This window comes from uncultured Chitinophaga sp. (genome assembly GCF_937874145.1).
Taxonomy (GTDB): domain Bacteria; phylum Bacteroidota; class Bacteroidia; order Chitinophagales; family Chitinophagaceae; genus Chitinophaga.
Window position 1 is genome coordinate 1 of record NZ_CALNBI010000373.1, and the last position, 6,377, is coordinate 6,377.

The 6,377-nt window shown below is 55.8% G+C and carries 6 protein-coding genes and 1 pseudogene; 5 read left to right on the forward strand and 2 right to left on the reverse strand.

Annotated elements, in window-relative coordinates:
• From Q0510_RS24890 to Q0510_RS18310, 5 genes and pseudogenes are all read left to right on the forward strand, one after another.
• Positions 1 to 393 (forward strand): annotated as a pseudogene (locus tag Q0510_RS24890) (DUF3857 domain-containing protein); the annotation flags it as partial.
• Positions 394 to 1,210: 817 nt separating this feature from the next.
• Complete coding sequence (locus Q0510_RS24895) at positions 1,211 to 1,339, forward strand: hypothetical protein (protein WP_366941015.1); 129 nt, start codon at positions 1,211 to 1,213, stop codon at positions 1,337 to 1,339.
• A 1,044-nt stretch (positions 1,340 to 2,383) separates the two neighbouring features.
• The gene (locus Q0510_RS18300; RefSeq protein WP_298715087.1) at positions 2,384 to 2,950 is read left to right on the forward strand and encodes a DinB family protein; all 567 of its coding nucleotides are present in this window, start codon (positions 2,384 to 2,386) and stop codon (positions 2,948 to 2,950) included.
• 82 nt (positions 2,951 to 3,032) lie between these two features.
• Positions 3,033 to 3,227 (forward strand): hypothetical protein, encoded by a 195-nt coding sequence (locus Q0510_RS18305; RefSeq protein ID WP_298715089.1) that lies wholly within the window; start codon positions 3,033 to 3,035, stop codon positions 3,225 to 3,227.
• A gap of 106 nt (positions 3,228 to 3,333) precedes the next feature.
• On the forward strand, positions 3,334 to 4,743 hold the full coding sequence (locus Q0510_RS18310) for an RtcB family protein (protein ID WP_298715091.1): 1,410 nt from the start codon (positions 3,334 to 3,336) through the stop codon (positions 4,741 to 4,743).
• A 74-nt stretch (positions 4,744 to 4,817) separates the two neighbouring features.
• On the opposite strand, the gene Q0510_RS18315 is transcribed toward Q0510_RS18310, so the two are convergent.
• Both Q0510_RS18315 and Q0510_RS18320 read right to left on the reverse strand, forming a co-directional pair.
• Positions 4,818 to 5,750: a GDP-L-fucose synthase gene (locus Q0510_RS18315; RefSeq protein ID WP_298715093.1), complete on the reverse strand. Its 933-nt coding sequence runs from the start codon at positions 5,748 to 5,750 to the stop codon at positions 4,818 to 4,820.
• A gap of 3 nt (positions 5,751 to 5,753) precedes the next feature.
• The coding region (locus tag Q0510_RS18320; protein ID WP_298715095.1) for a GDP-mannose 4,6-dehydratase at positions 5,754 to 6,377 on the reverse strand (624 nt) is incomplete at its 5' end.

Below are 6,377 nucleotides of genomic sequence, written 5' to 3' on the forward strand. Positions count from 1 at the left end.
TTGCTGGAGCCTTTCGATAAACTCACGAAAGTCGTTTACATCGGGGTGCGTATCTATAAAAAAGACGGTACGATGAAGGAGATTTACGGCGACGAATCCGTGGTGACCGACATCGCCGTTACCCGTCATAAATCCCGCAAACTGGCGATCCCTGATCTGCAGGTGGGCGACCTGGTGGATTATTTCATCCGGGAAGAGTCGTTCGTGATTTACGCCAACCAGTTTACCCGGGAGCTTTTCGTGTTTGGAGAAGAGGAGCCGGTGCTGGAGTATTCGATCCACATCGGGGCGTTCAATGAGTGGTTTGCGCTGGAGTACCGCTCGATGAACGGCGCGCCCAACTTCAAAGAGCGGTACGAAGACCATATGATCCACCTGGATATGCTCGTGAGGAATATCCCGCCGCAGCCCGTCAGCCTCTGGATGAACGCATTCCGGCAGTTGCCGATGGTGCGTACCCACATGCGCCCCGGTGCACGTACCGAAAAGGGCGGGCGCCGGAAAGAGGGGATGATTTATGCCAACCCCAGCTCCGCCAAGATCCGCGACGAGGCCGTAGCTTCCATCGTGGGGCGCCGCAATGCGCAATCGCCCACTATATTGCCATCCTATGGCATGGTAATGGACAGGGTAAAAAAGTTTAAGAAGGAAAAACCCAACGCCACGCAATCCGAGCTGGCGGAATTCATTTACTATACGGTGCGGTACGGTGTGGTGTATCACATCTCCCCCACTGATCCAATCATCGTCGACCAGCGCCGCAATTTCAATTCGCTCCGGGAAGAAAACTTCCTGTTGTATGTGTACCTGGTGCTGGGCAGGTTCGATGTGCCGGCGGAATTCGTGTTTACGACACCGAAGAACGGTCCTGCCATGACGGAAGTATTTGACGCCGGGGATTTCAGCCTGATGCTGCGCATTCCGGGAAAAAAGCCGCTGTATGTGAGTGTGGACGGGCTTTTCCCGACGACAGACCATATCCCATCCGAGTTCGAGGGGCAGAAAGCGTCGGTACTGCCTGCGGAAAGCGGTCACACTACAGAGCAGTGGGATATCCCGGAAAGCGTGGCGTCGGATAACCGGCAGGCGGAACGGATGAAGATAGGGTTCGCGAAGGATAACCTCCAGCAGTTGCATATTGAGCGGGAAACGACGGTGACTGGGCATTTCAAGAAACGCACGCAGCAGCAGCTATTCCTTTTCGAAGATTATTACAACGCGGAAAGGGAATTGCTGGGGATGGAGAAGTCGTTTATGGAGGATTTCCAGGGGAGCCGGCATACCCGTGCGCTGCACGACGAATACCGGAACGCCTTCGACCGGGCGCGGCGGGATGTGAAGGATTATTTCCAGCAGGATGTGCAGGCGCAGTTTGAAGATATGACGGTGACGCTGGATACGTTCGGTATCCGGGAGATGGGAATCCGGTCGGATAAGCCGGCATTGGTGTACCAGACGCGGTTTTCGTTGGATGGACTGGTGAAGAAAGCGGGCCCCAACTACATCCTGGACGCGGGGAAGATCATCGGCGGGCAGATTTCGGTGAAGCCTTCGCAGCGGGCGCGCACGGCGGATGTGTATATGTCGTTCGCCCGGTCGTTCGCGTATGAGATCGAGGTGGAGATTCCGGAAGGATATGTGGCCGAGGGGTTGGAGAAGCTGGCGCGGCAGGTCGATAATGAATGCGGGAGCTTTATTGTGAAAGCGGAACAGAAGGAAGGCAGGTTGCAGCTGCGGATCACCAAGTCGTACAAGGTGGCGCATGCGCCGGCCGCCAAATGGCCGCAGCTGCTGGAGATGATCGATGCGGCGGAGGCCTTCAGGGATCAGAAGATCTTACTGAAGAAAGCGGGTTGACAAAAATAAAATCGTGAGGAAACAATTTTTTAATAAAAATATTGCGAAAAGAAAAAAATAATTTTCCTATCTTTGTTGACGTAAACAAACTGCTAATAGACGATGTCACGCAATTGTACATATAAGATGAAGGTCGCAAAACGCATGCAAAAGCAGGCGAAACGATCTTATGCGGGCGGGTTATAGCAGGTAACAAAAAGAAAGTTATCCGAAAGATATAACAGAAGGGTCCCGCAGAGAATGCGGGACCTTTTTTTTATGGTGCTGATGGACATACAACTGAACAAGACAATCGCGCAAGAACGCATGGCAAAGGCGTCGGGGGAGTGCTTTTTATGGCACAGCCCTGGAGGGACCGGTATGTATTGATGTGAACGTAATTTTTACGAACGCTATATATAGCCCGGTCCGCCGCCCACAGCCGACCGGGCTTTTTATTTGAAGCCCCCCGGAAACGGAAACATGAATACATATATAACCAGGTAATTGCTTTTGTGAAAAAGTGATTTGCCCCAAAAACAGACCAATGAGAAACGTTGTACAATTCGTAAGAGAGGCCCTGATCAACAATTTCCGGGAGCTGGACCAATGGTTCCAGGAAGACGCCGTGCTTTTACACTTTAAACCCGAACGCGGGCAGTGGAATGCGCGGGAAGTGCTTGAACATATTTGCCTGACGAACTACTTCCTGTTGCTGACCATCAATAAAAGCACCCGCCGCGCGCTGGAACGCAAGATGGACGGACTCTATATAATGCCCGGTTCCGATTATGAGGATAAATTCCGCCAGATCGAAATCGTAAGCAGCAAATCCTTCGGATGGGTGAACCCCGCGCACCTGGAGCCCTCCGGCACCAGGGACCTCGACGAGATCCGCACCCTCCTCAAGCAACAGTTCGCACAATGCATGTATAATCTCAGCATGCTCAAAAACGGGGAAGGCAGGCTCGTAAGAACCGAAATGACCGTCAATAACCTGGGGAAACTGGATATCTATCAATATATCTTCTTCCTCACCAAACATATCGAACGGCACATCGCACAATTGCAAGAACTGCGCGACCAGTACGAAGAAAGTGCCATCATGATATAAACTTTTTTTATACGCAAAAGAAAAGAGTCAACCCGGCTCCCGTCTTTGGCGGGAGCTTTTTTTAACGCCAAAAATGCCAACAATGAAAAAGAACCATAAGTCCACATACAAACCCCAGTTACCGGACCGCTACACGGTCCTGTCCGTAAACTATAACATCAGGTATGACGGGCAATACGACGACGGCGGAGGAAAACTGCTCCTTGCACTCCTTCCGCATACGGTGCCCGCGTTACGAAAAACGCGCCGCAGTAAGCCGGAGAAATGCGAAGGATAATCCTGGTATTTTTTAATCCCTGGGTTGGCCAGACCCCGCCGCTGGCATGAAAGATGCTGCGGTATAGCTAACCCGCCCGTGAAAGACGGGCATACAATTCATCTATATGTCAAAACTCAAACTTCGCGGCAAAGATCTCCGGGCCATCGGTTACCCCGAGGCGCCGGTGATCAGCGTCGCGATCGGTGTCATGGAGAAACATTACAAACACCACTCCCAGGACGCCGCGCTGGCCCTGCTGACGCAGGTGCTGCAAGACCCGGCCGCTTTCTCGGCCGACGAACACCTTGGAAAAATCGCAGAAAAGCTGGTCGTGGAACCATCCGCTGAGATTCCTCTCCTGCCGGAAGCGTTGCCTTACCAGGTTTTCGGGAAGGAATTCATTGAAGATGGCGCCCTTCGGCAAATGAACGGCGCCATGCGCCTGCCCGTTACAGCCGCCGGCGCCCTCATGCCCGACGCCCACCAGGGCTACGGCCTGCCAATCGGCGGCGTGCTGGCCGTCCGCAATGCCGTGATCCCTTACGCCGTAGGTGTGGATATCGGTTGCCGGATGTGCCTGTCCATCCTGGATATCCCGGCTGCCAGCCTTGAGAAAAACGCCTCCGAGTTCAAACGGGAGCTGATCGCGCAAACGGCTTTCGGGGCGGGCATGTCCTGGAAAAAACCGGAAGACGACGCCGTGCTGGAAAACCCGGCCTTCCGGGAGATCGGGCTGCTGAAGCACCTGCAGGCCAAAGCCGCCGCGCAGCTGAGCACCTCCGGCTCGGGGAACCACTTCGTGGAATGGGGACTGGTGGAAATCACCGATCCCGCCAACGAATGGAACCTCGCTCCGGGAGTATACCTGGGCCTGCTGTCGCACTCCGGCTCCCGCGGGCTGGGCGCGCAGATCGCAGCGCACTATACCAAAGTGGCGCAGGACGTTTGCCAGCTTCCGCGCGAAGTGCAACACCTCGCCTGGCTGGAAATGGATTCCGATAACGGCCGGGAATACTGGACGGCGATGAACCTCGCGGGCGATTACGCTTCCGCGAACCATCACCACATCCACCGCCGGCTGATCAAAGCCATGGGCGCCACGCTGCTGGCGCGGGTCGAGAACCACCACAACTTCGCCTGGAAAGAAACCCATGGCGGCGAAAACCTGATCGTTCACCGGAAAGGCGCAACGCCTGCCGGTAAAGGAGCGCTCGGCGTTATCCCCGGATCTATGACGGAACCTGGATTTATCGTCCGGGGCCGCGGGTTCGAAGGCTCCCTGGATTCCGCCTCGCATGGCGCAGGCCGGCAGATGAGCCGGTCCAAAGCCACGCAAACCTTCACCGGGCACGAGCTGAACCGCATCCTGAAGGAGAAAGGCGTTACCCTCGTGGGTGGTGGCCTGGACGAAGCGCCCGGCGCCTACAAGGACATCCACGCCGTGATGGCCGCGCAAAAGCCGTTGGTCGACGTGATCGGGACATTCCTGCCCAGGATCGTACGCATGGCGGACGGTGGCCCGTCGGAAGATTAAAGCCTTAACACCGGCATAAAAAACGGGGGCGACAGTTGATCTGTCGCCCCCGTCGTATTTTAGGCAGTTCCCTTTTATCGGGCCTGCTGCAGGAATTTTTCTTCATACACCTGCCGGATGCCCTGTTCCAGGGGGATCGCGGCTTTCCAGCCGAGGCTGTGGAGGCGGGAAACGTCCATCAGTTTGCGGGGCGTACCGTCGGGTTTGGTGGTGTCGAACACGAGCTTTCCCCCGTAACCCACGATCTGCTGCACGAGGCGAGCCAGGTCGGCGATGCTGAGGTCTTCCCCCACACCGATATTGATTGGGCCTGGTTCGTCGTAGTGTTGCATGAGGAAGAAGCAGGCGTCGGCCATATCGTCGGCATGCAGGAATTCGCGGAGCGGCGTCCCGGTTCCCCAGATTACCACTTCTTCCACGTTATTGGCTTTCGCGTCGTGGAATTTGCGGAGCAGGGCGGGCAGCACGTGCGAGTTCTGCAGGTCGTAATTGTCGTTGGGCCCGTACAGGTTGGTCGGCATCACGGAAATGAACTGCGAACCATACTGGCTGCGGTAGGCGTCACAGAGTTTGATGCCGGCGATCTTGGCGATGGCATACGGTTCGTTGGTAGGTTCCAGCGTGCCGGTGAGCAGGTATTCTTCCTTCAGCGGCTGCGGCGCCAGCTTGGGATAGATGCACGACGATCCGAGGAACATGAGTTTTTTCACGCCGTTGAGGTGGGCATGATGGATCACGTTGTTCTGGATCATGAGGTTGTCGTACAGGAATTCCGCGCGGTAGGTGTTGTTGGCTACGATGCCGCCTACTTTGGCCGCTGCGAGGAACACGTAATCGGGTTTTTCTTCCTGGAAGAAAGCCGCCACGGCTGCCTGGTCGCGGAGGTCGAGGGTATCGGAGGTGCGGGTGACGAAGTTATTGAAACCTGCTTTTTGCAGCCTCCGGGTGATGGCGGAGCCCACCATGCCGCGGTGCCCGGCGATATATATTTTGCTGTTCGGTTGCATTGGCTATTCGAATTGATTGAGGACTTTGTACCCGGCGTCTTTCAGCAGCTTTTCGCGGCGGAAGAGCTCGATATCGGCCGCCATCATGTCTTTCACGAGGCTGTACAGGTCATGTTCAGGCTTCCAGCCCAATTGCGTCTTGGATTTGGTAGGGTCGCCGATGAGGAGGTCCACTTCCGTGGGGCGGAAGTAACGCGGGTCCACGGCTACCACTTCCGTGCCGGGTTGCAGGGGGAAGCTGGGATTAGTAGCGGACTTCCCGAATCCTTTTTCTTCGGCGCCCTCGCCTTTAAACTCCAGTTCCACGCCGATCTCGGCAAAGCTGAGGCGGATGAAGTCGCGTACGGTATTGGTTTCGCCGGTGGCGATCACATAATCTTCGGGTGTATCCTGTTGGAGGATGAGCCACATCGCCTTCACGTAATCTTTGGCATGGCCCCAGTCGCGCTTGGCGTCGAGGTTGCCCATGAAGAGCTTGTCCTGCATGCCGAGGCCGATTTTGGCGACGCCGCGGGTGATCTTGCGGGTCACGAAGGTCTCGCCGCGCAGGGGGGATTCGTGGTTGAAGAGGATGCCGTTGCAGGCGTACATTTTATAGGCTTCGCGGTAGTTCACCGTGATCCAGTA

Bases quoted from the DNA above. Each gene is read 5' to 3' on its own strand.
- Q0510_RS18315 (WP_298715093.1), bottom strand. From the start codon at position 5,750: ATGCAACCGAACAGCAAAATATATATCGCCGGGCACCGCGGCATGGTG.
- Q0510_RS18300 (WP_298715087.1), top strand. From the start codon at position 2,384: ATGAGAAACGTTGTACAATTCGTAAGAGAGGCCCTGATCAACAATTTC.
- Q0510_RS18310 (WP_298715091.1), top strand. From the start codon at position 3,334: ATGTCAAAACTCAAACTTCGCGGCAAAGATCTCCGGGCCATCGGTTAC.
- Q0510_RS18305 (WP_298715089.1), top strand. From the start codon at position 3,033: ATGAAAAAGAACCATAAGTCCACATACAAACCCCAGTTACCGGACCGC.